23 protein-coding genes are annotated in these 25,664 nt (G+C 67.6%); 10 read left to right on the plus strand and 13 right to left on the minus strand.

Annotated elements, in window-relative coordinates:
• Positions 1-23 precede the first annotated feature (23 nt).
• The 4 genes from BMX16_RS12845 to BMX16_RS12860 all read right to left on the minus strand — a co-directional run bounded on the left by BMX16_RS12845 (position 24) and on the right by BMX16_RS12860 (position 4,495).
• Positions 24-638 carry a sugar transferase gene (locus BMX16_RS12845; RefSeq protein ID WP_089904265.1) on the minus strand — a complete coding sequence of 205 codons (615 nt, stop codon included), beginning with the start codon at positions 636-638 and terminating at the stop codon, positions 24-26.
• Positions 635-1,432 (minus strand): NAD-dependent epimerase/dehydratase family protein, encoded by a 798-nt coding sequence (locus tag BMX16_RS12850; RefSeq protein WP_177174659.1) that lies wholly within the window; start codon positions 1,430-1,432, stop codon positions 635-637. The genes BMX16_RS12845 and BMX16_RS12850 overlap by 4 nt, the downstream gene beginning before the upstream one ends.
• A 73-nt stretch (positions 1,433-1,505) precedes the next feature.
• Positions 1,506-3,083 carry a CAP domain-containing protein gene (locus BMX16_RS12855; protein ID WP_177174660.1) on the minus strand — a complete coding sequence of 526 codons (1,578 nt, stop codon included), beginning with the start codon at positions 3,081-3,083 and terminating at the stop codon, positions 1,506-1,508.
• A 266-nt stretch (positions 3,084-3,349) separates the two neighbouring features.
• Positions 3,350-4,495 carry a polysaccharide biosynthesis/export family protein gene (locus BMX16_RS12860; protein WP_089904276.1) on the minus strand — a complete coding sequence of 382 codons (1,146 nt, stop codon included), beginning with the start codon at positions 4,493-4,495 and terminating at the stop codon, positions 3,350-3,352.
• A 227-nt stretch (positions 4,496-4,722) separates the two neighbouring features.
• Between BMX16_RS12860 and BMX16_RS12865 the strand changes: the two genes are divergently transcribed.
• The 4 genes from BMX16_RS12865 to BMX16_RS12880 are packed head-to-tail and all read left to right on the plus strand — an operon-like array spanning position 4,723 to position 8,967.
• A complete protein-coding gene (locus BMX16_RS12865) occupies positions 4,723-5,871 on the plus strand; it encodes a UDP-galactopyranose/dTDP-fucopyranose mutase family protein (RefSeq protein WP_089904279.1) in 1,149 nt (382 codons plus the stop codon).
• A 22-nt stretch (positions 5,872-5,893) separates the two neighbouring features.
• Positions 5,894-6,898, plus strand: a complete 1,005-nt coding sequence (locus BMX16_RS12870; protein WP_177174661.1) for a glycosyltransferase — start codon at positions 5,894-5,896, stop codon at positions 6,896-6,898.
• 28 nt (positions 6,899-6,926) lie between these two features.
• Positions 6,927-8,288 carry a KpsE/RkpR family capsule polysaccharide export protein gene (locus BMX16_RS12875; RefSeq protein WP_245731538.1) on the plus strand — a complete coding sequence of 454 codons (1,362 nt, stop codon included), beginning with the start codon at positions 6,927-6,929 and terminating at the stop codon, positions 8,286-8,288.
• A 10-nt stretch (positions 8,289-8,298) separates the two neighbouring features.
• Positions 8,299-8,967, plus strand: coding sequence for an ABC transporter ATP-binding protein (locus BMX16_RS12880; protein ID WP_089904285.1), 669 nt, complete (start codon positions 8,299-8,301; stop codon positions 8,965-8,967).
• A 112-nt stretch (positions 8,968-9,079) separates the two neighbouring features.
• Here the strand turns inward: BMX16_RS12880 and BMX16_RS12885 are convergent, their stop codons facing one another.
• Together BMX16_RS12885 and BMX16_RS12890 are read right to left on the minus strand one after the other, a co-directional pair.
• Positions 9,080-10,168: a ParB/RepB/Spo0J family partition protein gene (locus tag BMX16_RS12885; RefSeq protein WP_089904288.1), complete on the minus strand. Its 1,089-nt coding sequence runs from the start codon at positions 10,166-10,168 to the stop codon at positions 9,080-9,082.
• Between the two features lie 90 nt (positions 10,169-10,258).
• On the minus strand, positions 10,259-11,644 hold the full coding sequence (locus tag BMX16_RS12890) for an AAA family ATPase (protein WP_089904291.1): 1,386 nt from the start codon (positions 11,642-11,644) through the stop codon (positions 10,259-10,261).
• A gap of 438 nt (positions 11,645-12,082) precedes the next feature.
• Between BMX16_RS12890 and BMX16_RS12895 the strand changes: the two genes are divergently transcribed.
• Complete coding sequence (locus tag BMX16_RS12895; RefSeq protein WP_089904294.1) at positions 12,083-13,099, plus strand: replication initiator protein A; 1,017 nt, start codon at positions 12,083-12,085, stop codon at positions 13,097-13,099.
• A 77-nt stretch (positions 13,100-13,176) separates the two neighbouring features.
• Here the strand turns inward: BMX16_RS12895 and BMX16_RS12900 are convergent, their stop codons facing one another.
• Entirely contained in the window at positions 13,177-13,935 is a 759-nt protein-coding gene (locus tag BMX16_RS12900) for a DUF2793 domain-containing protein (RefSeq protein WP_089904297.1), read from the minus strand.
• 197 nt (positions 13,936-14,132) lie between these two features.
• Between BMX16_RS12900 and BMX16_RS12905 the strand changes: the two genes are divergently transcribed.
• Positions 14,133-14,531, plus strand: coding sequence for a RidA family protein (locus tag BMX16_RS12905; protein WP_089904300.1), 399 nt, complete (start codon positions 14,133-14,135; stop codon positions 14,529-14,531).
• Positions 14,532-14,535: 4 nt separating this feature from the next.
• Positions 14,536-15,327 (plus strand): glucosamine-6-phosphate deaminase, encoded by a 792-nt coding sequence (nagB, locus tag BMX16_RS12910; protein WP_089904303.1) that lies wholly within the window; start codon positions 14,536-14,538, stop codon positions 15,325-15,327.
• On the opposite strand, the gene BMX16_RS12915 is transcribed toward nagB, so the two are convergent.
• Genes BMX16_RS12915 through BMX16_RS12940 form a run of 6 tightly spaced genes read right to left on the minus strand, consistent with a single transcriptional unit; the run spans position 15,273 to position 22,359 of the window.
• Positions 15,273-16,034, minus strand: coding sequence for a copper homeostasis protein CutC (locus BMX16_RS12915; RefSeq protein WP_089904307.1), 762 nt, complete (start codon positions 16,032-16,034; stop codon positions 15,273-15,275). The genes nagB and BMX16_RS12915 overlap by 55 nt on opposite strands.
• Positions 16,031-17,224 carry an MFS transporter gene (locus BMX16_RS12920; RefSeq protein ID WP_089904310.1) on the minus strand — a complete coding sequence of 398 codons (1,194 nt, stop codon included), beginning with the start codon at positions 17,222-17,224 and terminating at the stop codon, positions 16,031-16,033. The genes BMX16_RS12915 and BMX16_RS12920 overlap by 4 nt, the downstream gene beginning before the upstream one ends.
• A 3-nt stretch (positions 17,225-17,227) precedes the next feature.
• Entirely contained in the window at positions 17,228-18,661 is a 1,434-nt protein-coding gene (locus BMX16_RS12925; RefSeq protein ID WP_089904313.1) for a M81 family metallopeptidase, read from the minus strand.
• A gap of 57 nt (positions 18,662-18,718) precedes the next feature.
• A complete protein-coding gene (locus BMX16_RS12930) occupies positions 18,719-20,620 on the minus strand; it encodes a beta-N-acetylhexosaminidase (protein WP_089904316.1) in 1,902 nt (633 codons plus the stop codon).
• 11 nt (positions 20,621-20,631) lie between these two features.
• The gene (locus BMX16_RS12935) at positions 20,632-21,408 is read right to left on the minus strand and encodes an SDR family oxidoreductase (protein WP_089904319.1); all 777 of its coding nucleotides are present in this window, start codon (positions 21,406-21,408) and stop codon (positions 20,632-20,634) included.
• A 36-nt stretch (positions 21,409-21,444) separates the two neighbouring features.
• Complete coding sequence (locus BMX16_RS12940) at positions 21,445-22,359, minus strand: MurR/RpiR family transcriptional regulator (protein ID WP_245731540.1); 915 nt, start codon at positions 22,357-22,359, stop codon at positions 21,445-21,447.
• A gap of 145 nt (positions 22,360-22,504) precedes the next feature.
• Here BMX16_RS12940 and BMX16_RS12945 point away from each other — a divergent pair, with 145 nt between their 5' ends.
• Genes BMX16_RS12945 through BMX16_RS12955 form a run of 3 tightly spaced genes read left to right on the plus strand, consistent with a single transcriptional unit; the run spans position 22,505 to position 25,656 of the window.
• On the plus strand, positions 22,505-23,011 hold the full coding sequence (locus tag BMX16_RS12945; protein ID WP_089904322.1) for a hypothetical protein: 507 nt from the start codon (positions 22,505-22,507) through the stop codon (positions 23,009-23,011).
• 3 nt (positions 23,012-23,014) lie between these two features.
• Positions 23,015-24,556 (plus strand): M81 family metallopeptidase, encoded by a 1,542-nt coding sequence (locus BMX16_RS12950; protein ID WP_245731542.1) that lies wholly within the window; start codon positions 23,015-23,017, stop codon positions 24,554-24,556.
• A complete protein-coding gene (locus BMX16_RS12955) occupies positions 24,553-25,656 on the plus strand; it encodes a D-TA family PLP-dependent enzyme (protein ID WP_089904325.1) in 1,104 nt (367 codons plus the stop codon). Before BMX16_RS12950 ends, BMX16_RS12955 begins: the two co-directional genes overlap by 4 nt.
• Positions 25,657-25,664: the final 8 nt, after the last annotated feature.

Consider the following 25,664-nt stretch of genomic DNA (forward strand, 5'->3'; position numbering starts at 1 on the left):
TACTATAATATTAAGTTTAGAGCCTATTTCCGCCGGAACGGCCGGGCTGCCGTGCGCCCGATCAGCAGCAGATCCCAGCACAGGTTGCGATGACGTGCATAGATCAGGTCGAGCCGCGCCTTGGCCGGCACGCAGCGGCGGCGATAGACCGCATCGGTCGCCTCCGGCGTGGTGCAGGCAGCCAGCAGACGCTCTTCGTGGGCGTGATAGGTCAGGCTGGCGAGCCCGGTGATCCCCGGACGGCTTTGCAGCACGGGACCGTAGATGTCGGGGTAATCCTCGACATAGCGACGCAGTGGCGGGCGCGGACCCACGAGGCTCATGTCGCCGCGCAGCACGTTCCACAGCTGCGGGATCTCGTCGGCACGGCTGCGCCGCAGCAGACGGTGCAGGAGGCGCATCCGGGCCTGCTTGTCGCCGCCCGTGACGCCGCCCACCCGGTCGGCGCCGACCGGCATGGTGCGCAGCTTGATCAGGCCGAAGGCGCGGGTCGGGCTGCGCATCCGTTCGCTGACATAGAACAGGGGCCGCCCTTCGGCTACCGCCATGACCACAAGCAATACCGCCAACAGTGGCAGCAGCAGGGTCCCCAGCAGCAGCGCCAGCGTAACGTCGAGCAGGCGTTTTCCGAGGGTCATGCGGGGCGCGTCCGCTGGATCAGAGCCTCTGCCATGGCGGCCGCATCGCCGGACGGCAATGGGCAGATGTCCTGCAACAGGGTCACATCCAGCGCCAGATCGGGCAAGGCCCCCGGACCCGAATCGCGCCAGACAAAGGGCACGTCCGCCGCCCGCAGCACGTCGGCCATCGCGGTGGACCCGGGCCGCGCCACGTTCACAATGGGCGGCAGCGTGGGTGCCGCCAGCAGACAGCGCACGACATGTGCCAGATCGGCGGGTGTCAGCATGGCGCGGCACGGGCCCTGCCCGTCCGCAAAGCGATCGAGGACGACGTCGCCACGGGCGATGCCCTCGGCCAGCGCATCGCAGCCCGCGACGTTGCCGATCCGCAGATGCGTCACATGGGCGCCCGTCACCGCCCGCTCCATCGCCAGCTTGGCGGCCCCATATGGGCTGGCGGGGGCGGGGGGCGTGTCCTCTCGCAACAGACCCTGTTGCGGGCCATAGACGGCCTGGCTCGAGGCGACCAGCACCCGCACCCCAAGGGCCGCGCCAAGGTCGGCACAGGCACGGGCAAGGGCGGTGTTCAGCGCAAGGGCGGTCGCATCGCCATGGGTGACGCCCGCCAGCACGACGATGCCGTCGATGGGGGGCAGGTGAGAAGGAGCGGCATTCAGGATGTCCCACGCCCACGTGTCCCCTGCCCCGTCCCGGGTCTGCCACAGGGGTTGTGGCGCATCGGCCGGCCAGACGCGGCGCAGCGCGCGCCCGAGGCGACCAGATGCCCCGAGGATCAGGGGACCGCGAACCATCTGTGGGGCCGGATCATGCATCGTAGTCCACCACCTCCGGCCCCTCCTGCGAGCGTCGCAGGTGGACGCGGCGTTAGACGATAATCAGGTCGTTGGCCAGCAGACTCAGACTGTTCACGTTTTCGACCGTCAGCACATGACCGCCGCCGAAATCGAAGACCGCATCTCCTTTTACGATCTCACCGAGCGCCATGGCGCGGTTCACGGTCATGTCGCCGCCACCCAAGCTGCGGGCGATGCCGATGGTATCGACGTTGTTCTGGAAATCTACCACGAGGTCACGGCCCGCGGTAAAAACGAACAGATCAGACCCCGTACCGCCCCACAGCCTATCATTGCCACTTTCGCCGTTTAAGCGGTCGTTCCCGCTGCCACCAAAGAGTTGGTCGTCGCCACTGCTGCCCCAGATCCTGTCGTTGTCCGAGTCGCCATACAGGCGGTCGTTCCCGCTGCCGCCATAGAGATTGTCGTTGCCGCTACTGCCCCAGATCCTGTCGTTGTCCGAGTCGCCATACAGGCGGTCGTTCCCGCTACCGCCATAAAGATCGTCGCTTCCGCTGCCACCCCATAGCATGTCGTTGCCCGATCCGCCTGCAAGCGCATCATTGCCCGATCCTCCGGAAAGCGCATCGTTGCCGGAATCGCCCCAAAGCTTGTCGTTGCCCGTGTTGCCCCACAGCTTGTCGGCTGCAGATCCGCCGAACATCCGGTCGTTGCCACCCCCGCCGTCCATCCGGTTGCGTCCCGCATTGCCGGTCAGCGTGTTTCCGGCTGCCGATCCATGCAGTTCCAGATCGCCGACACCCAGCAGGCGGGCACTGGCGACGCCGGACACCAGCCGGGTGTCGCCGGACAGATCCAGCCGCAGCGCGCCGTCCCTCTGCGTCACCACGTCAAGTTTCACGTTGCCGTCGGTCAGATCCACCATGACCTGGGCCAGCGTCGTGCCGCCACGCCCGACTGCGACCGCCACGGCGTCGTCCGGATTGACCGCAATGCCATAGCCGCCGGCCGCTTCGGTCGTATCCCTCGTGCTGCCGGACCGGACCCAGACGTCGCGCTGCCCCTCGCCGATGGAATAGAAGTTGTCGCGGTCAGAATCGCGGTAGGCGACGCCCGTCACATGGGACTTCGACCCGGACATGGCGAACTTCTCGGTCAGCATGGACGAATTGTAGGTCTTGCCGCCATGGGTGAAGGATCCGGCGACCTGACCGATGCCGATCTGTTCCATCGCGGCGGCAAAGGTGTTCACCCGGTGCCCTGACGACCGATAAAGGCCCTCGTGGTGGTCCTCGATCGCGGCGGCCATGTCGACCTTGCCGGTGCTGCCGATCCAGGCCAGATTTTCGCGCCACCCCCAACTGCCTTCAAAGCGGTAGCCCGCCCCCTGCATCCGCGCGCCCGCGTTCGATCCGCCCTGCCCGGTGTGCGAGAACGTGTCCGCATCCAGCATCCAGCGGCTGTGGGCATCGGCGGCCTGTTCCAGATCCGCATCCGGGGCCAGCACCTGCTTGGCCTTGGTGTCGATGGTGCCCGACGCCAGCCCGTCGTTCAGACCGACGCGATAGCGGGCGGCCTCCGCGGCGGGGTCGAGACGCGCGCGGTTGATGAGTTCGAGCAGATATTGTTCACCGGCAGTGAGAGTCATGGCAGCCTCTGTTGTCGATCTGTGCACATCCTCCGTCCTGCGGTGCAGCGCCGGGACGGGGATGGTGCGGTCAAGATCGACGATTGGGCGCAAATGGGTCGGCACCGTGGCACGTAACGGTCCGGGACGCGGCATAGAGCGCGTTTTGTCACAACACAGCGTTGTGGATATCGCGACAATCATCCGCCACCGCCGCAGCGATCAGGTCTGCGGGTGACAGGACGGCCGGCGGGCCGGTGCGGCCGGCCCTGCCGTCTGTCCCGCGATTACAGGCGGTTGCTTGCGAGGATCAGGTTGCCGAACAGGCCGACTACGGTGTTGGCGGCGCCCAGCGGGCTTTCGGTCACATAGACCAGATCGCCGGGCTGGATCTGGAACGTGCCGGCGCTGAACAGACCGTCGGCCTTGGTCAGGTCGATGGTGAACACGACACGCTCCTGCGGCGGACCTGCACTGCTGAACACGGGGCCGGTCTGCCCGTCGGCGGGGGCCACCGCGCGCACGGCGCTGGCCGGATACTCGCGCAGGATCAGGATGGCCTGCGGATTGCCACGCGCCTCAGCCACGCCGCCCACGATCGACATGGCATCCAGCGCCGTCACGCTGGCCTTGGGAAATGGGTGCAGCGCCTCGTTCGCGGCGGCACCGAGGCTGAGGAAGTAGCGGTCATCCGCCGTGACGACGATACGGTCGCCGCCCTGCACCACGGTGTCGAGGGCGGGATCTTCGAACAGCCGGTCCAGACCGATGCCATAGGCCTGCGATCCCCGGAACAGGCGGACCTGCGGATTGGACAACTCGGGGATCACGCCACCGCCGGCGCCGATCAGCGACAGCAGGCTGACGTTGCGGTCCGCCAGCGGAAACACGCCCGGCTGCCGCACGCCCGAGACCACGGTGGCGGTGTTGGACCGCCCCGGTGCGACGCTGACCTGCACCTGCGCGGACGGCACGGTGTTCAGCAACTCGTCCTGGATGCGGGCGCGGGCGGTGTCGGGCGACAGGCCGGACACCTGCAGGCTGCCCACGAACGGCAGGAAGATGCGCCCGTCGGCGCCCACCTGTACGTCCTGCAGGTTCGCCACCCGCTGGCCCGGTGCGATCAGCAACGAATTCGCCTCGGCGTCCCAGATGCTGATGTTCAGCACGTCGCCGGGGGCGATCATCAGGCTGGACGGCTGATCGACGCGGGTGGGCCAGCCGGTCGGTGCATCCCCCGTCGCAGGCCAGGCGGTCAGCAGCGGCAGGCTGGCGCGGTTGACGGCAAAGACGGCGAAATCCGCGACCGGTGCGCCGCTCTGGGTGCGGGCCGCCAGCACCTCGTTGCGAAAGCCGGCCCCCCGTGGCGCGTTGCAGGCGGCCAGAGCCAGACAGAGGCCCAACAGGACAAGGCGGCGGACAGGTGCAATCATTCGGTTCCCCCCGGACATCCGGTGTCGGGCGGATCGGTCACCAACAAGATTCGGTGCCTGTTCGCCAGATCTTCACCCTTGCGCATACCCGGTCGGACCCCTCCTGTGCAAGCCCGCGAGGGGCCGGGATACCCCTGCCCCCTTTGCCCTTACGCGGTTATAGGCTATGGCCCACGCGGAACGGATGCACGGGACAGATGCCCGGAACAGATGCAAGGACGGATGCGATGGGCGACAGGCTGATGATGGTGGGGGCGGGGCTGTCGGGCGCCGTACTGGCGCGGCAACTGGCCGAGGCGGGGCACAGTGTCACCGTGGTGGATGCGCGCGACCACATCGCCGGCAACTGCCACACCGCGCGCGATGCGCAGACCGGCGTCATGGTGCACACCTATGGGCCGCACATCTTTCACACCGACGACGACGGCGTGTGGGACTACGTGCAGCGTTTCGCGACCTTCAGGCCCTACAAGAACCAGGTGAAGACCACGGTCGAGGGCCGCGTCTATTCCCTGCCCGTCAACCTGCACACGATCAACCAGTTCTACGGCACCGCCCTGCGGCCGGAGGAGGCGCGCGCCTATGTGGCGGCGCGCACCGCCGACATCCCCGATCCTCAGACCTTCGAAGAGCAGGCGCTGGCCTTTGTCGGGCCCGACCTCTATGCCGCCTTCTTCGAGGGTTATACCCGCAAGCAGTGGGGCACCGATCCGTCCAACCTGCCCGCATCGATCCTGAAACGCCTGCCGCTGCGGTTCAACTACGACGACAACTACTTCTTTCACCGCCATCAGGGGATGCCGGAGGACGGCTATACCGCGCTGGTGGCCGCCATGCTGGATCATCCGGGCATCACCGTGCACCTGAACACGGTCTTCGATCCCGCCGAGACGGACCAGTGGGACCACGTGTTCTGGGCCGGACCGCTGGACGGGTTTTTTGATTACAAACTGGGCCGCCTCGGCTACCGCACCCTCGACTTCGAGACGTTCCGTGCGGACGGCGACTGGCAGGGTTGTGCGGTGATGAACCATCCCGATGCGGACGTGCCCTATACCCGCATCAGCGAACACAAGCACTTCGCGCCGTGGGAAAGCCACGCAGGCTCGGTCCTGTACCGCGAGTTCCCCCGCGCCTGCGGACCCGACGACATCCCCTATTACCCGATCCGCCTGGCCGAGGAGAAGTCCTTGCTGGCGGATTACGTGGCGCTGGCGGAACAGGCATCGGGCGTCACATTCGTCGGGCGGTTGGGCACCTATCGCTACCTCGACATGGACGTGACCATCCGAGAGGCGCTTGATCTGGCGGACGCCTATGTCGCCGCCCGTGCTGATGGCGAAACCCCACCCCGCTTTTCGGCCGCCCCCCTGTGAATGCTGCGACGGATCCCGCTGCGTGACGCACAAGCCCATCACGCTCGTGGCCATCGTCGTCACCTACAACCGGCTGCACCAGTTGCAGATCACCCTGCCCGCCCTGCGCGATCAGGCGGTGGACCATATCGTCGTGGTGGACAACGCCAGCACCGATGCCACGCCCCGGTGGCTGGCGGATCAGACCTGCGCCCGCGTCCATGTGCTGAGCCTGCCCACCAATACCGGCGGTGCCGGCGGGTTCGAGGCGGGGATGGCTTACGCCCGCGACCATCTTTCGCCCGACTGGGTCGTGCTGATGGACGACGACGCCCGGCCAGAGGCTGGTGCGATGGCCCGGTTCAGAGACGATCTGCCCACATTAGAGACTGGTTTTCCCGACCTCGGCGTGGTCGTCGCCAGCGTGTTCTATCCCAATGGCACCCTGTGCGAGATGAACCGTCCGTCACGCAATCCGTTCTGGCACCCGCGTCTGTTCGCCCGCACCCTGCTGCGCGGGACGCGGTCGGGGTTCCATCTGACCGATGCGGACTTCGCCCCCGACGCGCCTGCCATCCCGATCGACGTGGCGTCCTTCGTGGGCTATTTCGTCAACGCCCGGGCATGGGAAAAGGCCGGCCTGCCCGAAGGCGGGCTGTTCATCTACGGCGACGACGTGCTCTATTCCCTGCGCCTGCGCCGGGCGGGGTTCGCCATGGCCTTTACGCCGGCGATCCGCTTCGTGCACGACTGCGGCACCATGGGCGACGGCTTTGTCTATCGGCCGTTATGGAAGATCTACTACCACTGCCGCAACGGCGTGGACATCGCGCGACAGGCGGCGGGCCCGCTGATCTTTCCCGCAGCACTCGTCTATTACACGCTGATCTGGTGGCGGCGCGGGCGACACTGCACCGGGGATGAACGGCGTCTCTACTATCGCCTCATGCGGATGGGCCTGCGCGACGGGCTGATGGGTCGCCGTGGCCGGGCCCCGGCGGTTCACGATCTGGCGCAGGCACTGGCAGCACCCGCACCAAAGGCGTAGATTGCGCCGAACGCTTTGAGGAAAATGTATGTCGAAAGACCTCGACCCTTTCGAGATGGCCAAGAACGAGACGTCCGACAAGTCGCATGACTCGCTCGCGGCCGCGCAGGACATCATCGAGAAGCAGAAGAAGCATATCGAGAAATTCCGCGTCTCGTACTATGAAAACCTGAAGGAAATTAAACGCCTCAAACATGAAGTGTCAGAGGCAGACCAGACCCTCAAGGACAGTCTGGCCGTTGTCCGTCCAGTCGCGCGCCCCGTGAGGATGCGCAAGCGGCACTATGGCTTGGTGGCCAGTTTTGCGGGGATCGTCCTGCTGCCCATCGGCCTTTGCGCGGGGTATCTCTACGCGATCGCCGCGGATCAATATGCGTCGACCATGGCTTTTACCGTCCGGTCCGAGGATGTGTCATCCTCTGCGGCGGACCTGCTGGGCGGGATCGGTGCGGGACTGGCCGGCGGCGTCGGCGGATCCACGGGGACCGATGCGGACATCCTGTACGAATTCATGCACAGCCCCGACATGGTGCGCAGGGTCCTGACACAGGTCGACCTGCCGCAGGTCTACGGCGTGCATCTGGACACGGATCCGGTCTTTGCCTTCGATCCCGACGGCACGATCGAGGATCTGACCGGTTACTGGACCCGGATGGTCACGATCTCCTACGACAGCACCTCGCGCCTGATGGAGGTGACGACGCGTGCCTTCACCCCCGAGGACGCGCGCACCATCGCCGAGACGATCTTTGCCGAGAGCAGCCGGATGATCAACGAGCTGTCGGACATCGCCCGCATCGACGGTACCCGCTATGCACAGGAGGATCTCGACACCGCCGTCGCACGCCTCAAGTCCGCGCGAGAGGCCCTGACCCAGTTCCGACTGGAGAACGAGATCGTCGACGTGGACGCCGACATCCAGAGCCAGATGGGTCTGCTGGCGGGTCTGCAGACCCAGCAAACCGAGGCTCTGATCGAGCTCGACCTGCTGACCGACAGCGCCCGCCCGGACGATCCGCGGCTGGATCAGGCACAGCGGCGTCTGGCGGTGATCGAGCAGCGCATCGCCGAGGAACGCCGCAAGTTCGGTGCGGGCGGTGCAGGCCCCAGCGGCGAAAGCTATGCCAATACCGTGGCCCAGTTCGAAAGCCTGAGCGTGGACCGCGAATTCGCGGAACTGGCCTATGCGTCCGCACTATCAGCGTTCGACACCGCCAAGGCCGAGGCCAACCGCCAAAGCCGCTATCTGGCCGCCTACATCACGCCGACACTGGCCCAGCAGGCGGAATACCCACGCCGTCTGGTCCTTACCGGAACCGTAGCGCTGTTCGCGCTGCTGATCTGGATCGTCAGCAGTTTGGTCTATTACGCACTGCGCGAACGGCGCTGAGGGCTGACCGGTGATCCAGTTCCAGAACGTCACCAAGAGCTTTCGCACCGGCAACACGCGCAAGGTCGTCGCCGACAACATCAACGTGACGTTTCCCACCGGGCGCATCGTCGGCCTTCTGGGTCGCAACGGCGCGGGCAAATCGACGATGATGAACATGATCGGTGGGACGATGAACCCCGACCGCGGACGTGTGCGCACGACCGGCACCGTGTCCTGGCCCGTCGGCCTGTCGGGTGGGTTCCACCGGGACATGACCGGCGCCCAGAATACCCGGTTCATTGCACGGGTCTACGGCGTGGACAGCGATGACCTGCTGGCCTTCGTCGAGGATTTTGCCGAACTCGGCGGGCATTTTCACGAACCCATCCGCAACTATTCCTCGGGCATGAAATCGCGGTTGGCCTTCGGTGTGTCGGTGGGCATCCCCTTCGACACCTATCTGGTGGACGAGGTGACGGCCGTCGGTGATGCCATCTTCAAGCGCAAGAGCCGGCTGGTGTTCATGCACCGCATGATGACGGCGGGTGCCGTGATGGTGTCGCACTCCATGGGTCAGATCCGTCAGATGTGCAACGCGGGCGCCGTCCTGGAACATGGGCGCCTGACGTTCTTCGACGACATCGAGGAAGCGATCGAGGCACATCACCGCAACATGGGCACCGGCGAAGAGGACTGATGTTCGCCCTGTCGCTGCTGCTCATGTTTCGCATGCGAAACATATTATGTTAAATAAAATGGATGCCACAGCATTTTTCAGACACTATATGTCCTGAATAGGCTCTATATCGTCATAGATCCCGCAGCGCAGCCGTCAGGCGTGCGACGAAATCCTGGTCCTGCAGGGCAGGGCCGGTCAGACGCAGACTGCCATCCCGTTCGATCCGCAGCAACAGACCCTGACACAGGGGTTCAGGCTCTGAAACAGGAGCGGATCGCATCGGTGTAGGGCGCGGGGCCACAACAGGGTCAACCTGCGACGGGGTTACCGCATCGCCTGTGGCCACCGGACCGGCCATGCACCCCTGAATGATCTGACCTTCGCGTGCGGCGTCCCTGTCAGGTTCTACCGCCAGTGCCATGGCCAGCCTTACCGTCAACGCCGCATCTGCATCCAGAGCCTGCACAAGGGCCAGACCGCTGCGTTCGGTCAGCGCTGTGGGGTGGCGCAGCACATCGTCGAGCTGCCGTACCAATGTGATGAAGGCATTGATCTTGGAGCGTTTGGAGCGGGACACGGCGGCGAAGAGATGCGTCAGGGCCAGCCGGTCGCTGCGGAACACGCCACGGTCCACGGAGCGGGCGACAATGCGGGCGCGTTCATAGAACGACAGGCCGACACGAATCTCGTTTTCTTCGACCATCGCGACATAGGCTGCGGCCGCATCGGCAGGCGTACGTACCAACGCCAGAACAGTGTCAAATACAGGGCTTTCAGACTCTGACTGAAGCCCTCGCAACGCCCCCAACCGCCGCCAGCCAGAGATCAGGCCGTAGCGTCCGCCGTCCAGTGCCACCACCTCGATCGCGGTCTGCTGGCCCCGCTGGCGCAGGCTTTCGCGCAGGACGGCCATTTCATCCGGGTCGGTCGCCATCCGGTCGCGGACTAGATGGTTTTCGTCGATCAGATGCAGCGGCAGGCGCTGGATCAGCCGCCCTTCGGTGCGGGCGGCGGTCAGGGTCTGGGTCACCTCGGCCAGCGCATTACTGCTGGCAGCGTCATGGGCGACGTCCGCAATGGGGGGTCTGACAGACCCGAACCCCCTGGTCAGACCCGGTTGTGCCGTGGTCGGCGCTGTCGACCTCACCTCCGGTGCTGTCCCCCCGTCGACCGCTTCGGTGCCGAGCGTGATCGGCATCAGACGCTTACGCTTGGCCATGGCTCGATCCTTTCACAACGCAGAGCACTGACGCCGCACAGACGACACCCCGCAGGTTTCGCACGCGAAACATATTATGTAATACATCCATCATTCCGCCGCCGCCTGCTGCGCCAGCTCGTCCCGCCGCCATGCGCCCAGAAGCAGGGTCTTGAAGGCGGCATAGGTCGCATCGAACGTCTCGCGTCCGCGGGCGTAGGTCTCGCGGTTGAAGTCGCGGTAGTCCGCTTCGTAGATGCCCTGCACCTGTTCGCCCGCCTGACCGATCAGTGCGGTGAAGTCCTGACGGTGGGGCGACAGGGTGCGCCCGAGGTAGGCCTGCATCAGCCCCGCCAGTTCCGCCTGCTGGTTGCCGTCATAGCGGGTGACCACTGCGCGGACCGCGTCCCACTGGAACGCCATCTCGGGTCGCCCCAGCGCGCGGGCCGCCAGGTTCTCGCCGTCCTCGATGGACTGGAACGTGGTCGCCAGCATGTCGAAGAAGCGCCCCGTGCTGTCGAATTCCAGAAAGCTCGCGCCCACCGGGACCAGCAGGATGTCGGCGGCGGCGAGGCCATTGATCGTGAGGTAGCCGAGCGCCGGTGGCGTGTCGATGAAGACGACATCGTAGGCATCCAAGATGCCGTCCGCTTCCAGCGTGTCGGTCAGCGCATCCCACAGCTTCCAGCCGCGGCCCTGCATCCGCCAGACGGGAACCTGAAACTCTGCCCAGTAGAGGTTCAGCTGCGCCCCGATCAGGTCGATATTGGGCCAGTGCGTCTTCTGCACCAAGGATTGCGCCGTGACCCCCAGCGCCTCGGTCAGGGTGTCGTCCAGCGGCACGGGCGCGTCGCCACGGTCAAGGCGGCGCTGGTTGTCCGATTGCAGGTGGCGGGCATAGTGGCGCGCGAGCAGCGGGAACACGGTCTGCCATTCGTCGGCCACGGTGCCGCCGAACACGGATGTCATGCTCGCCTGACTGTCGAGGTCGATCACCAGCACGCGGTAGCCGTCCAGCGCCGCCGACATCGCCAGATGGGCGGCGGTCGAGGTCTTGCCGACGCCGCCCTTGAAGTTGGCGACGGCGACCATTTTCGCGGGCAGCCCCTTGGGCCGCCACGGCTGGTATTCCTTGGCCTTGGACCCTTCGGCGCCGAAGCGCGCACGCAGCACCAGCACCTCGTCCAGGGTAAACCACTTGGCACCGCCCTCCGTCTCGCTCGCGCCCTGCGGCCAGTCGGGATGCTGCTTCAGCACGCGACGGAAATGGGCCTGTGCGACGGGGATCAGATAGCGCGTGATCTCCCACGTGGAAAAGAGGCGCAGGTGCCGTCGGCCATCCTCGGCCAGACCGCGCCCTGCCAGATCGTCGCGACCGGCCCGTGCGCGCGTCGCGATGTCGGCGAATCCGGCGGTCGTCACCGCATCGTCGAGGTCGGCCATCGCCGCATCGGGGATGATGCGGAAATAGGGGGGAAGGGGGATCGCGTTGCTCATGGCCTGCCTCTTGTGCGGTCTTTTTTACAAGATACCACAAAACACAGCACATGAAACGAAAAGCTGCACATCACCTGCTTTTCTCAGCATTTTATGGGGGTTTTGCTGGATGCGGCGCCTGTGTGCGAAGGGCTGCAAAAATAGAGCGTGTGTTATATTCGGTTAGTTGATCGTTATGTCATACGGCCCTGTCGGCAAAGCACTGATATGGGCTGCATAAATGCGTCGGTGGAACACCGTTGCGACTCCGATACCCCGAAGCGGCGACTCTGATCCCACGAGGCTGCGACTCCGATCCTCCGATCTGGCGCTCTTTACAGACGCCTGTGGATAACTCTAGGGTGTCAGTGAAACCACGAAGTCACTTCGGGTGCGTCCGGCAACGACCGGACAGGGCAGCAGGCCCCCGCAGAATGGGGCACAGATACGGGCACGGGCATGACGGCACTGGCACAGGGCACCCACGGGGGCCATCCCGCGGATTTTTTCGTGTGCGACATCTTCGATGCCGCACCCAAGACCGACATGGGCGGCATGGAGCATCCGATGTTCTCGCTGTCCACGCGGCCCGACCGGACGATCCGCCACTATGCCCGTGGCGACACTCGCATCACCGTGACGCCGAGCGTGCGGGGCCGGGCGACCATCCACGACAAGGACATCCTGATCTACTGCATCAGCCAGCTGATGGCGGCGCTGAACGCGGGCCGCACCATCGCGCGCAAGCTGACGCTGACCGCCCACGACCTGCTGATCGCCACCCGGCGCGACACGGGCGGCGACAGCTACGTGCGGCTGGTCGAGGCCTTCGAGCGGCTGGCCGGCACACGCATCACCACCAACATCGTCACGGGCGATCAAGAGACGACCAGCGGCTTCGGTCTGATCGAGGCGTGGGAGATCGTGCGTAAGTCACGCGCCACCAGGGGCGGTCCGGCGGGCCGCATGGTCAGCGTCAGCGTGACCCTGTCGGACTGGCTGTTCCGGGCGGTGCAGGCGAAATCGGTGCTGACCTTGAGCCGCGACTACTTCACCCTGCGCAAGCCGCTGGAGCGGCGCATCTACGAGATCGCGCGCAAGCATTGCGGCCAGCAGCGCCTGTGGCGCGCCTCCGTCGCCACCCTGCACGAGAAGGCGGGCTCCGACGCCCCCTTGCGGGTGTTCCGCGCCGCGCTGCGCCGGATGATTCAGACGAACGGCCTGCCGGACTACGTGCTGTCTGAGGAGACGGGCGACATCATTTGCGTCACCCGCCGCGGCATGGGCCCCGATCAGGCGGGCCTGGCACCGCTGAGATCCGACACGCTGGACGACGCCCGCCGCATGGCCCCCGGCATGGACGTGCACGCGCTCGAGGCGGAATGGCGCGGCTTCTGGGTCACCTCCGGCCGTCCCGTCCTGCGCAGCGCCGATGCCGCCTTCCTCGGCTGGCTCAAGGGTCGCGTTACGCGCTGACCCCCCGGCTTCTTCTGGTCGAAAATATCCCGGGGGACGGCGCAGCCGGGGGGCAGCGCCCCCTCCGACGTAGGCCCTCAGAACAGGTCGCGCCAGACCGTGCCATCCCAGCAGCGCAGCCTGTTGGTCGCGTCGTCGTAATACACCATCCCGCGCAGGGGCACCGCCGGCACAGCCCCCGGCACCAGCCGCGCGAACTGGTGCAGCATCACACCCCCCGTCGCCCCCTGTGCGGTCAGCGCCGTGCGCCAGGTGGCTCCGTCGGCGCTGACCTTGAGGGTCAGGTCGTCGGTACCCGCCAGACCCAGCTCGGCGCGACCCGAAAACCCGGTCTGATACAGCAGGCTGCCCGTGTCGGTGGTCGCGGCCTTGTTCACCTTGATCTGATGGCCGCCGCCTGCGTGGGTGAACAGCGTGGCGGGCGCCGCCACGCTGAGGCGGTTGGTGGCGTCCGCCGTGGCACCGATCCCCAGCAGCGGCACGCTGCCCGGCATCCCGCCCACCGCGTCCCAGGCGCTGCCGGTCCAGACCCGCAGCACGCCGTCGCCCAGACCCCAGGCACGCCAGCCCGGGCGCGGGCTCTGATGGGTCCAGCCGCCCGCCGCAAACGTGGCGATGCGCCATCCCAGTCCGGCCCAGACCCCGGTGGGCGTGGCCCCCAGCGCCCAGACGTCGCCTTCGAACGGACTGGCGGGGGGCGTCGTGGCACCGAAGGCCTGCACGGCCAGTTGCACCACCGTATCCAGCCGTTCGAGGGCGTCGTTGTGGGTCACATGCTTTTGCGCCTGTGCGGCCGCGATGAACGGCAGGCCAAGGCGCGGGGTCAGGGTCGTCATGGGGGCACTCCTCATTGGGGCGGGTGGGGCTGCCCGCGATCTGTGCAGGGTCCGGTGAACGGACCCTTGCCGGTGCGCCCGCCCACAGGTGCGCCTGCGCAACGCACCCGTGCGGCATCCGGGGTGGTTGCTGTTGAACGCCCCCATGCGGCGTGACAGGCTGACGCGAACCAAATCTCCAGCTCCGGACCCCTGCCATGCCCCGCCAGACCCTGATCCGCTATGATACCGCCGACGCGCAGGCGGGGGGGCAAAGGCGCCCCTTCGCACGCGCCGTGCGCGCGGGCGACTACATCCACGTCTCGGGTCAGGTGCCCACCGTGGACGGCGAGGTCGTCGCGGGAGGCATCGTGGCGCAGACCGAACAGGTGATCGCCAACATCCGCGACGTGCTGGCCCTGGCGGGTGCGGGGTTCGAGGACATCGTCAAGGTGAACTGCTGGCTCGACGATGCGCGCGACTTCTCGTCCTTCAACGCGGTCTTCGCCAAGCATTTCGGCGCGCATCCGCCCGCCCGGTCCACGGTGGAATCGCGCCTGATGGTCGATGCGAAGGTCGAGATCGACGTGCTGGCCTGGAAGCCGCTGGAGGGGTGATGCGATGAAGGTGCTGATCCACCAGACCCGCGACACCGCCACCGCCTGCGTGGCCGATCTGGTGGTAGGCCATTTGGCGCGGCAACCGGACGCCGTGCTGGGGCTGGCCACGGGTGGCACGATGGAGGCGGTCTATGCCGCGCTGATCGCGCGATACCAGTCGGGGGCCGTCAGCTTTGCCGGCGCGCACAGCTTCAACCTCGACGAATATGTCGGCCTGTCACCGGATCACCCCTGCTCCTACTGGGCCTACATGCGCGAAAAGCTGTTCGGTTACGTGGACATGGACCCCGCCCGGGCGCATCTGCCGCGCGGCGATGTCGCCGACGCAGAGGCGGAGGCCGAGCGGTATGAGGCCGCGATCAGGGCCGCCGGCGACATCGGGCTGCAATTGCTGGGGCTGGGGGCGAACGGGCATATCGGGTTCAACGAACCGACGTCGAGCCTTGCCTCGCTCACCCGGATCAAGACGCTGACCGCCTCGACCCGCGACGCAAATGCGCGCTACTTCGACGATGTGGACGACGTGCCGCGCCTCGCGATCACCATGGGGATCGGGACGATCCTGCGGGCGCAGGAGATCGTCTTGCTGGCCTTCGGGGCGGCCAAGGCGGATGTGGTCGCGCGGATGATCGAGGGGCCGGTGACGGCGGCCTGCCCGGCGTCGGTGCTGCAGATGCACCCCAAGGTCACGGTGGTGCTGGACGCGGATGCGGCGGGTGCGCTGGCCCTGCGGGATTACTACGAGCTGGTGCACCCGGTGGTGCCGGCCCCGTCGAACCCGGCCCCCAGCTGATCCAGCGCCAGTCGCAGGGCGCGCACGCGGGTGGCATCGGTGCCGCGCGCACCGGGCGGCTGAAAGCCGAAATCCGCGATGCGCACGTCCGTGGGGGCGGGCAGGGGGGCGCTGCAGGAGGCATGCACCTCGGCCAGATGCAGGTGATGGGCGAGCCGTGCGACGTTCTGCGCGGTGATCCCGCCGCCGGGCATCACCGTGACGCCGCCCGCCGCCTGCATCGCCGCAAGGCGCGCCCCGCCGTCCAGCGCGGTCAGCGCACCCCCCGACGACAGCACGCGGCCGATCCCCAGATCCCGGCAGACCGCCAGTGCGCGACCCACGTCCGGTGTCAGGTCGATGGCGCGGTGCAGCGTGATGTCGAGGCCGCGGGCCGCCTCCACCAGTTGCGCCAGCACGCCCGCATCGAGGCTGCCGTCGGGGTGCGAGGCCCCGATCACCACACCCGCAAGCCCCGCCGCACGGGCGGCTGCGATGTCAGCGATCTGGGCCGCGACCTCTGCCGCATCCCAGACGAAATCACCCGCACGCGGACGGATCATCGCGAATGCTGGCAGTGGCCCACGCCCCGCGTGCTGCATCAGGCCGGGGGGCGGGGTGAGGCCGCCAAGCGCGAGTGCGGCGCAAAGCTCGATCCGGTCGGCCCCGCCCGCAAGGGCCGCGTTGAGCCCCGCGATATCGTCGACGCATATCTCCAGCAGGATCATGTCCTGTCCCTTTCCAGCATCACCAAGAGCGCCGCCCCCGCGATCCCTGCCACACCGCCCAGCACGGACGCCGTGCCATAGCCCGCCACGTGCGTCCCCAGCGCGAAGACCGCCGACCCCAGTGCGGCCCCCAGGAACATGTTCACCGCGATGAGCGACGCCGACAGGCCCGGGCGGTCGCGGATCAGGTCGAGCAGGTAGCTGATGGGGAGCGAGATGATCCCCGCCGCCCCGATGCCGCCCACCACGCTTGCCACATAGACGTGCCACGGCGCCGTGGCCACGGCAAGGGCCGCGAGATAGGCAAAATAGAGTGCTGCATTGATGAATAGCGCCATGGTGATCCGTATTCGTGTGATCGCCATAGCCCAAAGGACCATGAACACCACCTCGATCAGGGCGACCATCCCCACGAGGATCCCGATGTCGGCGGCCGTCCCGCCTGCGCGGCCCGTGACGATCAGCGGCAGCACCGTGGCGTTCACGGTCAGCACCTGCGTGATGAGGGCGACGCCCATGATCCGCGCCGCCATGCCCCGCGACAGCACGCCCCACAGATCGCTCAGCGCACCCGGTCGCGGGCCGGTGCGGGGCAGGGGGTTTGCGTCACGAGGCAGCGTCAGGATCGTGGCCAGACACAGCGTGGCGAACAGGGCGGCGATCCCGTAGGCGCCGATCAGGCTGTCGCGGCCCAGCAGCAGCACGCCCACGATGCCCGGCACCAGCACCCAGGACAGCGAGATCATCATCCGCATCAACGCCGTGGCGATGGCGGTCTGGGGGGCCGTGAAATCCGTGGTGCGGCTGCGCAGGTTGCCGAACAGCATGGAGTTCGTGGCATGGAACAGCGCCAGCGGCCCCACCATGGCGAAAGCGAAGGTCAGTTGCGTTGGGTGCAGCCAGACCGCCCCATAGCCCAGCAGGCCGAAGGCCGCGACGAAGGTCAGCGGCGCGCGGTAGCGCTGGTGGCGGTCCGACAGAAAGCCGCTCGCCACCGCGATGGCGACGTTGGCCACCGCGGCGATCAGACTGATGGCGGCATAGGCGGCGTCCGACAGGCCCAGTTCGCGGATGCCTATGACCGCCTGATAGGGCGAGGTCGCAGCGCCGGCGAAGCCATAGAGGAAGATCGCCAGCGCCGATGTGCGCAGGATCGCGTGTCCGCGCAGCAGGGCGATCCATCCTCCCATGGGTTACGCAGTGAACCGGGCCGAGGGCTGCGGGTCGGGGCGGTAATCGGGATTGGCCTCGAACGGCAGGGTGCCGGGGGCGCGGTGCCGGTTGGGCAGGCGGGGGATGTCCTGATTGACCACACCTTCGGTCAGCGCCATCAGGTTGGGGTCAGCCAAGGGCGCAAGCTGCGGCGACAGATACCCCGACTTCACCACCAGCAGCGCCACCCCTGCGGGGTCCAGCCCCAGTGCGGTGAAATCCGCGATGTCGTGATAGGGGCGGCGGCGGGCGGCCAGCACCAGCGTGATGCCACCGATCCGCACCACCGCCTGCGCCATGGCTGGGGCCCCACCCGGATGCAGCGAGATCACTGTGGCCTCCGCCTGCACCTGGATGCCAGCGGGATCGAGGCTGGCGCCGATGGTCAGCTTCAGGACGGCACCCACGCCCGCGGCCATGCAGGCTGCGACCGCCGGCGCGTCGGTGATGCCCGCCACCAGCGCGTCCTGCCAGTTGGCTGCGATCAGTGCTGACAGCACGTCGGCGCGGTCGCCCACGCCGCCGCCCGTGGGGTTGTCGCCGCTGTCCGCGAGGATCACGGGCCGCGTGGTGGCTTGTGCCGCAATCGCCAGCATCTCCTCCAGCGGCCCCGTGACGGGACCGAAGGCGAAATCGTCGCGCGCGTCCCAGAACGCCTGCGCGATGGCCTTGCCTGCCGCCATCGCCGCGTCGCGGTCGGTGCCCGTCACCACGGCGCAGGCGGTGGCGCGCGGCTCGTCGGCCCAGACGTAGCCGATCATCAGATCGGTGCGCCACACGTCCGGCCCCTCTAGCGCCGGCAAGGCGGCATAGAGGCTGCGGGCGGGCTCGTCTTCGGTCGACGACCGCTCGCCCGGCAGCAGCAGCGGCACGGGCACGCGGACCACGCCGGGGCGGATGCCGTCGTGCAGCGCCCGGCGCAGCATGGCCCATGTGGCGGCCATCGTGTCGGCCACGTCGATGTGGGGTGCCGTGCGATAGGCGGCGAAGATGTCGATGCGGTCCACGATGGATTGAGAGACGTTGCCGTGCAGATCAAAGCTGCACCCAATCAGCATGTCGGGACCGACCATATCGCGCACGGACGCGATCCAGTCGCCCTCCGCGTCCCACATCCCGTCCACATGCATGGCGCCGTGCAGCGCCAGATAGACCGCATCGACGGGCAATGCCGCTGCCAGACGCTCCATGAACTCCGCCTTCAGCGCGTCATAGGTGGCCCGCGCCAGCGGCCCGCCGGGGACCGCACGGGCGTGCAGCAGCGGCACCACATCGGCGGCATCGCCCTGCAGAAAGGCGAAATGCGGATCGGCGATCAGGGCGTCGCCGCGCAGCACGCGGAAATCGGCGGGCTGCATCAGGACGGGGGAGGAGGTGGAGCATTCCGTGTGGATGCCGCCGGTGGCGATGCGCATGGGCCTGTCTTTCGGATGGTGGCGGCGGGGGTGCGCGATCCGCACCCCCGGTGGGTGTTACAGGGTGGGGTGCAGGCGGACCTGTGCGGTAAAGCGCAGCCAGTCCTTGTGCGCGGTGTGGGTCCACGCCGCCTCGGCCACCGCCTCCAGACGCGGGAACACCAGATCGTTGAACCACGCGCGGGTGGTATAGTGTTCGCACCAGATGCAGGCCTGCACACCGCGCATGTGTTGGCGCAACTCTTCGGGGAAATCCCCCTCCGCCTCAAAGGCATAGGACTGCGCGGGCGGCACCGGCCCCGCCCAGCCCGCGCCGTTGTCCAGCCAGTCGCCGGACTGCACCATGTCGAGGTAGTAGGCCTGTCCCGGCGTCATCACCACGTCATAGCCTTCGCGGGCCAGCGCGATGCCGACCGCCGGATTTTCCCACGCCATCACCAGCGTGTCTTCGGGCGGCACGCCACCGCCGTGGGCGATCTCGTTCCAGCCCACCATGACGCGGCCGCGCGCGGTCAGCATCGCCTTGATCCGGCGCATGAAGTGGCTCTGCAGCTCAAACGTCCCCGCCAGCCCCTCCTGTTCCATCAGCTGCTGGGCGCGGGGCGAGGCCATCCAGGCGTTCGCCGCGACCTCGTCGCCGCCGATGTGCAGGTAACGCGAGGGGAAGATCGCTGTGATCTCGTCGAAGACCGTCTCGAGCATCGCATAGACGCCCGGCATCGCGGGGTTCAGTGCGTTGTTGAAGAACCCCTGCACCGAATAGTAGCTGTCGGGCCGCTCGCTGGGATCGGCGAGGTCGGGCAGGGCCGCCAGCACGCAGGCCGCATGGCCGGGCGTCTCGATCTCTGGCATCACCTCGACGCCCACGCGTGCGGCATGGGCGACCACGGCGCGCATCTGACCTTGGGTGTAGAACTGGTGTGCGGCCTCAGGCCCGTCGCCCAGTTGCGGCAGCATGGCGGGCAGGGCGGCGCTGCGGGTGGCGCCAGCGGCGGTCAGCGCAGGAAAGGCCTTGATCTCGGCCCGCCAGCCTTCGTCGTCGGTCAGGTGCCAGTGGAACAGGTTCAGCTTGTGCCAGGCCAGGATGTCGATGATCCGCGTCACGTCCTCCACCGGCCAGAAGTGGCGCGACACGTCCAGATGGCAGCCGCGCCAGCCATAGCGCGGCGCATCCGCGATCCGGCCCGTCGCCGGAAAGCGGAAGGCGGGATCGGCGAAGGCGCCATGCAGCATCTGCGCCAGCGCGATCAGGCCCCAGCGGCGGCCTGCCTCTGTCGCCGCCGTCAGCGTGATGTCGGTGCCGAAGTCGAGGGTGTAGCCCTCGGCGGGCAGGCCCGGGTCCGTGGCAAAGCGCAACGCACGACTGCCGGGAGTGGGTGACAGCTGGAACAGTTTTCGCGCGGCGGGGAACAGGCGGGCGTGCAGCGCATCCACGTCCAGCATCAGGCGCAGCGTGTCCACGTCAGCATCCACGCCGTGCAGGATGACGGGCGCGTCGCCGGGGACAGCGTCGATGGCGTTCGGCCACGGCAGCAGGGCGAAGGGCAGGGTGAGCTTTCCGTCCGGCAGACGCGGTTGCGGCAGGACGGGGGCTGTGCCGCCACGGGTCAGGTCGCCCACCATGACGGCATGATGCACGCCGTCCGCCGTCGTGACCCACGCCGTCTTGGCCGCGTCGTTGCGGTGGAACGGCTGTCGGTTCAGCCCGGTGATGCGGAACGTCCATGCCTGGCCGGGGGCGAGCGGGGCGTCGTCCAGCGGTGCGAACTGATGAAAGTTCGCGTCCCGCTGCAGGAAACTCGCCCCCTGCACGTCGTGATCCGGCATGATCCGCGTGATCGAGGTCAGCGACAGGGTGAAATCCGCCAGCGGCGCATCCGACAGGTTGGTCAGCGTGAGCTGCCACGTGCCGGCGGGCGCGGGGTCCGGCAGCCATGCGTTTTCAAGAAACAGGGTCATCTGTCGGCTCCTCAGGCGGTGTAGTCGGGGGATTGGCTGAAGGTGGCGGCCAGCGCCGGGATGCCCGCCGTCAGGCCGCAATCGACCGGCAGGCACACGCCGGTGATGGCCGCGGCGAGTGGCGAGGCGAGAAAGCCCACCGCCTCGGCTACGTCCACGGGCTGCACGATCCGCCCCAGGGCATAGTGACGGGCGGCCTCCTCGAACACCGCGGGGTTGGCTGTGGCGCGGGCCGACCAGCCTTGGGTCGCCACGGTGCCGGGGGCCACGGCGTTGGCCCGCACGCCGTATTGCCCGTATTCCACTGCGATCAGGCGCGTGAGGTGGATCATCCCCGCCTTGGCCGCCGCATAGGCCGGGTGGCCATAGACGCCCATCCCGTTGACCGAGGCCACGTTCACCACCGACCCGCGCGCGGCGATCAGCTGGCCCGCCACCGCGTGGAACATCACGAATGCCGCATCGAGGTTCAGCGCCCGGTCCGCCTGCCAGTCCGCGACGCTGGTGGCCGCGAGGCTGCCCGCCCGGGCAGCCCCCGCATTGTTCACCAGCGTCGCGAGGTCGCCAAAGGTGGCGACCGTCGCCGCCAGCACGGCGCAACTGTCCGCATCGGTCACGTCGACGGGCAGGGCGGTAAAGCCGTCCCCCAGCGCGCGCGCCGCCCGGCGGGCCGCCGCCTCGTCCAGATCGGCGAGGATGACGTGGTCGTGGTCGCGCGCCAGACGCGATGCGATGGCGCGTCCGATGTCGCCAGCACCGCCCGTGACGATCGCCAGTCGTGCAGTCATGATGGGGTCCTCGGTGTCTGATGGGCTGTCATGGCGTCAGTCGCCCAGGATCTGGCTGTCGTCGCCGTCGCGGTGGGTGATCAGCGCCTCCTTGATCCGGCGCAGGGTGCGGGCCGACCGCTGGCGGTCGGCGTAGGCCACCAGGTTGGCGACGATGTCGACCACCGCGAGCGAGGCATAGCGGGTCGAGGTCGCGCGAAAGATGTTGCGCCCCTCGGGCAGATCGACGGCGATCACCACCTGGGCCACATCGGCCAGTGGTGACGCGCCTTGGGTCAGCGCGATGGTCGGCACGCCGCGGTCGCGCAACAGCTGGAAACAGTGGATCAGTTCCCGGTTGCGCCCGGTGAAGGACGACCCGAAGACCACGGTGCCGGGCTCCGCCGCCGCCGCCAGCATCAGGTTCATGCCATGATCGCTGGACGACGCGATGCGCAGGCCCAGACGGAACAGGCGGTTCTGCATCTCGGCCGCGATCATCGAGGAGTTGCCGCCAGAGCCGAAGGCATGGATCATCCGTGCCCCCACCAGCAGATCGACCGCCGCCTGCACGCGCTCCAGATCGAGGGTGCGGTGCATCTCGAACAGGGCGTTCTGCGCCTTGGTCACGATGTCCTCGGCCACCTCCTGCGGCGTCGCGGTGACGATGTCGGGCCGCAGATAGCGCAGGCCGACATAGGCGCTTTTCGCCAGCTGCACCTTGAAGTCGGAGAACGACGCACACCCCAGCCTGCGGCAGAACCGCGTCACCGTGGGCGGCGACACGCCCGCCCCGGTGGCGATGTCGGTGATCGAGGCGTTGGTCGCGTAATGCGCGTCCGCCAGCACGAAGTCCGCCAGCTTCTTCTCCAGCGGCGACAGGCGCCCCTCCTCGTCGGTCAGCGCCATGATCAGGTCGGCGGGACCATTGGCGTTGGCTGGGGTGGCGATGGGATCTGGCGACTGGGTCATGACCGTCCTGTGCTGGTTTTCGGACCATGGACGAAATTCATTTTCGCCTATGATGCTTATTCAGCCACATTCATCTGGATTTTTCCAGAGTTCATGTGCAATCCTCTAAATGAATTTCACGACCGCAGGAAAGGCCACCCCTCCCATGACCTCTCGCGATCCCTTCGCCTGCCCGTTTCCCAGCCACGATGCTGACCGCCGTGCGATCTGGACCATGCTGGTGCCGCGCGACATCGACGCCTTTGTGGCTGCCGACTGGGCGGCGGTGGCGGACGACTTTCTGGCGGACAACTTCACCGGGATCAGCGGGCATTTCCAGCCCGACCCGCAGGGCTACACCCTCGCCTATCCGAACCTTGACGCTTATCGCACCGACTGGCTGGCGCAGGCGCAGGATTTCGCCCGTCAGCGCGACGCGGGCGCCTATGCGGGCGATCCGCGCAGCGGCATCCATGCCGCCACCCGGCTGGAAGAGATCGAGATCACCGGGGATACCGCGCTGGTGCGCAAGAAGTTCGACGGCCATCTACCCCGCACCGATGGCCCGGACGAGCGGATGAACTGGCAGACCCTCTACTGGTGCCGCAAGGTGGGGGGGCAGTGGAAGATCGCGGGGTTCATAGGCTACCTGCCGCATATCAAGGACGCCTGAGGGATGATGCGGGACACGGAAACGGCGGGGCACAGGCGCATCTTCGTGGCCGCCATGGCGACCGAGACGAACACCTTTTCGCCCATCGTGATCGACCGGCGGGCGTTCCTCGACTCCTTCTATGCCCCCCCTGGCACGCATCCCGACACGGCGACGCTGTGCACCGCCCCCATCCCCGTGGGGCGCGGCGTCTGTGCGGCCCTCGGCTGGACCCTGATCGAAGGCACCGCCGCATGGGCCGATCCGGCGGGTCTGGTGGCGCAGGCGGCCCACGAGGGGCTGCGCGACGAGATCCTGGCGCAGTTGCAGGCGGCGCTGCCCGTCGATGCGGTGGTGCTGGGGCTGCATGGCGCGATGGTGGCACAAGGCTGCATCGACCCCGAAGGCGATCTGCTGGCGCGCATCCGCACCATGGTGGGCCCCGACGTGCTGGTCTGCGCCAGCCTCGATCCGCACAGCCACCTGACGGCACAGCGGGTGCAGGCCGCGGATTTTTTCGTCGCGTTCAAGGAGTTTCCGCACACGGATTTCGTCGATTGCGCCCGCAACCTGTGGGCCATCGTGGTCGATACGCTGCAAGGCCGCGTGCGTCCGGTGATGTCCACTTATGATTGCCGGATGATCGACGTGTTCCCGACCTCGCGCGAGCCGATGCGGGGTTTCGTCGATCGGATGATCGCGATCGAGGCGGATGATCCGCGCGTGCTGTCGCTGTCGGCGATCCACGGCTTCATGGCCGGCGACGTGCCGGAGATGGGGACCCACATGATCGCCGTGACCGATGGCGATGCAGCCTGTGGCGCGGCGCTGGCGCAGCGCTTGGGGCAGGAGCTGTTCGCCAACCGCGGCCGCCACATGATGCCGAGCCTCGACGAGGATGCGGCGCTGGATCTGGCCGTGGCGGTGACCGCCCCCGGTGGCGTCACGGGCCCGGTGGTGATCGCCGACATGTGGGACAATCCCGGCGGCGGCACCGCCGGGGATGCCACGGTGCTGCTGAAGGCCGCGATGGCGCGCGGGCTGCGCGGCGTGGCCTTCGGCACGATCTGGGACCCCATCGCCGTGACCCTGTGCGAGGCGGCGGGCACGGGCGGCGTGATCCCGCTGCGTTTCGGTGCGAAATCGGCACCCCAGACCGGCGATCCGGTGGATGCGCTGGTCCGCGTCGAGGCACTGGTGGCGAATGCCGCGATGGTGTTCGGCGAAAGCGTGGTGCCTTTTGGGCCCGCCGCGCGGATCGCCCTGCTGGACGCGCAGGGGGCCGAGACGGGGATCGAGGTGATCCTGAACACCGTCCGCGCGCAAAGCTACGATCCCTCGCTCTTTACCGTCATGGGGATCGACCCGCTGGCCTGCCGCCTGCTGGTGATCAAGTCCACCAACCATTTCCATGCGGCATTCCACCCGATCGCCGCCGACATCATCTATTGTGCGGCAGGCAAACCCTATCCCAACGATCCGGCAACGACGCCTTACGTCCACGTGCGCGCCGACATCTGGCCGCGCGTGGCCGACCCCTTCGGCGCCGTGGAGGCCGCGCAATGAGTGTCCCCCCCCATTTCCCGTGGCCCGCCCCCGGCACGTCCCTGTCCGACATCATCACCCCCATGGCGGTGATCGACGAGGACCGGCTGAGTGCCAACATCGCGCGCACGCAAAGTTACATGAACGCCCACGGTCTGGCGTTCCGCCCTCATATCAAGTCCCACAAGATCCCCGACATCGCACATCAGCAGACAGCTGCGGGGGCGGTCGGCCTCAACTGTCAGAAGATCAGCGAGGCGGAGGTGTTCGCCGATGCCGGATTCACCGACATCCTGATCACCTACAACATCCTCGGCCCTGTGCGTCTGGCACGGCTGGCGGTGCTGCACGCACGGGTCGCCACCTTGCGCGTGGTGGCGGACAGTGCCGTGACGGTGGCGGGTCTGGCCGCGACCTTTACCGACCCCGTACGCCCGCTGGGGGTGCTGGTGGAGTGCGACACGGGTGCTGCGCGCTGCGGCGTGCAGACGCCTGCGGCTGCAGTGGCGCTGGCGCAAAGCATCGCGGCCCATCCCGGCCTGCGCTGCGACGGGCTGCTGACCTATCCCCCCGTGGGCGGGGCCGTGGCGGTCGAGGCGTTCCTGCAGGACGCCATGGCGCGGATGGCGGATCTGGGGCTGCCCTGTCCGGTGCGGTCGAACGGCGGCAGTCCGGACCTCTTTTCCGCACACCTCGTCCCCAGTGCGACCGAGCATCGCGCTGGCACCTACGTCTACAACGACCGCGCGATGCTGCGGGCGGGCGCCTGCGGCCCTGACGATCTGGCGATGCAGGTGCTGACCACGGTCGTCTCGCGCCCCACGGCAGACCGCATGGTGCTGGATGCGGGGTCCAAGGCGCTGACATCGGACCTCTTGGGGTTCGCCGACCACGGCCTGATCCCGGCCCTGCCGGGGGCCCGGATCGTCACCCTGTCAGAGGAGCATGGCGTGGTCGATCTGACCGGCTGCACCGGCCCCCTGCCGCAGGTCGGTGACCAGATCGCGGTGGTGCCGAACCACACCTGCGTCGTGTCGAACCTGTGCGACCGGATGGTGTTCCATCGCGGGGGCCGCGTCACCCGCGTGCTGGCTGTGGCGGCGCGCGGGACCGTCTGGTAACGCTGATT

Origin of the sequence: Loktanella fryxellensis (genome assembly GCF_900110065.1) — a bacterium.
Taxonomy (GTDB): Bacteria; Pseudomonadota; Alphaproteobacteria; order Rhodobacterales; family Rhodobacteraceae; genus Loktanella; species Loktanella fryxellensis.

Coding starts and splice junctions, on each gene's coding strand:
- BMX16_RS12905 (WP_089904300.1), top strand. CDS start 14,133: ATGCCCCGCCAGACCCTGATCCGCTATGATACCGCCGACGCGCAGGCG.
- BMX16_RS12950 (WP_245731542.1), top strand. CDS start 23,015: ATGATGCGGGACACGGAAACGGCGGGGCACAGGCGCATCTTCGTGGCC.
- BMX16_RS12845 (WP_089904265.1), bottom strand. CDS start 638: ATGACCCTCGGAAAACGCCTGCTCGACGTTACGCTGGCGCTGCTGCTG.
- BMX16_RS12860 (WP_089904276.1), bottom strand. CDS start 4,495: ATGATTGCACCTGTCCGCCGCCTTGTCCTGTTGGGCCTCTGTCTGGCT.
- BMX16_RS12925 (WP_089904313.1), bottom strand. CDS start 18,661: ATGCGCATCGCCACCGGCGGCATCCACACGGAATGCTCCACCTCCTCC.
- nagB (WP_089904303.1), top strand. CDS start 14,536: ATGAAGGTGCTGATCCACCAGACCCGCGACACCGCCACCGCCTGCGTG.
- BMX16_RS12900 (WP_089904297.1), bottom strand. CDS start 13,935: ATGACGACCCTGACCCCGCGCCTTGGCCTGCCGTTCATCGCGGCCGCA.
- BMX16_RS12875 (WP_245731538.1), top strand. CDS start 6,927: ATGTCGAAAGACCTCGACCCTTTCGAGATGGCCAAGAACGAGACGTCC.
- BMX16_RS12935 (WP_089904319.1), bottom strand. CDS start 21,408: ATGACTGCACGACTGGCGATCGTCACGGGCGGTGCTGGCGACATCGGA.
- BMX16_RS12940 (WP_245731540.1), bottom strand. CDS start 22,359: ATGACCCAGTCGCCAGATCCCATCGCCACCCCAGCCAACGCCAATGGT.
- BMX16_RS12865 (WP_089904279.1), top strand. CDS start 4,723: ATGGGCGACAGGCTGATGATGGTGGGGGCGGGGCTGTCGGGCGCCGTA.
- BMX16_RS12920 (WP_089904310.1), bottom strand. CDS start 17,224: ATGGGAGGATGGATCGCCCTGCTGCGCGGACACGCGATCCTGCGCACA.
- BMX16_RS12855 (WP_177174660.1), bottom strand. CDS start 3,083: ATGACTCTCACTGCCGGTGAACAATATCTGCTCGAACTCATCAACCGC.
- BMX16_RS12945 (WP_089904322.1), top strand. CDS start 22,505: ATGACCTCTCGCGATCCCTTCGCCTGCCCGTTTCCCAGCCACGATGCT.
- BMX16_RS12955 (WP_089904325.1), top strand. CDS start 24,553: ATGAGTGTCCCCCCCCATTTCCCGTGGCCCGCCCCCGGCACGTCCCTG.
- BMX16_RS12885 (WP_089904288.1), bottom strand. CDS start 10,168: ATGGCCAAGCGTAAGCGTCTGATGCCGATCACGCTCGGCACCGAAGCG.
- BMX16_RS12915 (WP_089904307.1), bottom strand. CDS start 16,034: ATGATCCTGCTGGAGATATGCGTCGACGATATCGCGGGGCTCAACGCG.
- BMX16_RS12890 (WP_089904291.1), bottom strand. CDS start 11,644: ATGAGCAACGCGATCCCCCTTCCCCCCTATTTCCGCATCATCCCCGAT.
- BMX16_RS12850 (WP_177174659.1), bottom strand. CDS start 1,432: ATGGTTCGCGGTCCCCTGATCCTCGGGGCATCTGGTCGCCTCGGGCGC.
- BMX16_RS12930 (WP_089904316.1), bottom strand. CDS start 20,620: ATGACCCTGTTTCTTGAAAACGCATGGCTGCCGGACCCCGCGCCCGCC.
- BMX16_RS12895 (WP_089904294.1), top strand. CDS start 12,083: ATGACGGCACTGGCACAGGGCACCCACGGGGGCCATCCCGCGGATTTT.